We start from the raw sequence: 1,636 nt of genomic DNA on the forward strand, positions 1-1,636 counted from the left end.
ACGAAGGCTATACCCGCTTGATCAAGGCCCTTAAGAAGGCCGGCGCCAAGAATACTCCGCAGTATTTCAAGGATTCCAAGAAGTAACGTCTTCGACTCAGTTGGTAGAACTTAGTCCGCTGCGCTTGTAGAACTTAGACGATTTCAATATTTGATAATTCTAAGCTCTAAGTTCTTGCAACTAAGTTCTAACGCTCGTTTTTCAACTTATTTTGAAAGAAGCCGTGGTCTAGTGACCGCGGTTCTTTGTATTTTTTCGCATATGAAATTTCATTTACTCACCAAGATATTCCTTTGCTTGAGCCTTGCGGGTGTTTTTTCGCAGGCGCAGGAAACGGTAGAAAGTGTCCGTCGCCAGATTAAGGCGGTGGAGGCCGAAACAGCCCGCGAAAAATCGCTCCATGATGCCGAAAAGAAACGTCACGCCGAATTTATCGAGGTCGGACGCAAAAAGGTTCAGGCGCTCGCGACACAGAACAAGACTCTGAAGGCCGAAATCGATTCCCTGAAGGCTGAACTCCAGAATTTGGCAAGTGTACGTCAAAAATCCTTGGGTACGATCAAGTACTTCGAGAACCGTAAGGCGAAATATGCCGAATCCTTGGCCTTGGTGATTGATTCCTTGGTGCCTGTATTTGAAGCGGATTTCCCGTACCGCAACGAAGAAACTATCAAGAGCGTACAAGAAATTGCGGGCCAGCTCCATAAGGGCTTGATTGAAGCGGACGATGGTCTCAATCGCATGCTCGAGGTCTTTTACGACCGCATTCGCCTGGGGTACACGACCGAAGTGTACAAGGGATTCCTGCAGGTGGATGCCCGCAGTGTTCCGGGAACATTCTTGCGTTACGGTGCAGTCGCCTCGGTATTCGTGAGCAACGACGGTAACGACGTGCTGTGGCTAACCCGGACGGCCGATGGCGGTTATGCCTGGAATAACGTGTCCGATGACCTTACCATGCGTACGGTATTGAAAGATGTGATGAAGGTGGCCGAAGGCAAGACTGCTCCGAGACTTGTCACGATTCCTGTGGTGATTCCGAAGGAGGGCAAGTAGATGAAATGTGAAAAGTGGAATGTAAAATGGGGGATGGCCGCTCTCGTCTTGGTTGCCTCTCTCGCTACATTGGCGCCGCTCTCTTATGCCCAGCAGAATGCCGATATCGATGCTGTAAAGCAGCGCGCCGCATTGAACAGTGCAAAGGCTGATTTGGAAGAAGCGCGCAAAAAGCGCGATATGGCAGTTGCTGCCCGCTGGAAGGACCGTGAAACCGCCAACCAGGAACGCGAACTCTTTAACGAAAAGTACAACGAAAGCAAAGAAAAAGTCGACGCCTTGATGTCGGAACGTGCGCGCCTGTTCGAAGACGTGCGCGTTGCCCGCGAAGACTTGGCCCAGGTCAAGCTGCAGGCCGAAAAAGCCCGCGCCGAGTATCTGTCGCTTGCTGCTGGTCCCGAACGCTTGGAAACGCTTGCAAAGTTCAGCGAACAGGGAATCCCGTTCAAGATTGCTGAACGTGTGGAAGTGCAGAACAAAGTGAAAAAGGAAATGGGCCTATACAGGGATGACCCTGTGCGTATTGCCCAGTCGATCTTGAATGCTGCAAAGAATGAACTTGAGTTTACCCGCGAAATCC

At 50.7% G+C, this 1,636-nt stretch carries 1 protein-coding gene and 1 pseudogene; both read left to right on the forward strand.

All coding sequences use genetic code 11. From position 1 onward, the window contains the following. Nucleotides 1-261: 261 nt before the first annotated feature. Entirely contained in the window at nucleotides 262-1,056 is a 795-nt protein-coding gene (locus Q0628_RS01110) for a DUF3450 family protein (protein WP_298767724.1), read from the forward strand. After that, nucleotides 1,057-1,636 (forward strand): annotated as a pseudogene (locus tag Q0628_RS01115) (flagellar motor protein MotA); the annotation flags it as partial. It lies immediately after the preceding gene.

It is taken from the genome of uncultured Fibrobacter sp. (genome assembly GCF_937877005.1).
Classification (GTDB): domain Bacteria; phylum Fibrobacterota; class Fibrobacteria; order Fibrobacterales; family Fibrobacteraceae; genus Fibrobacter.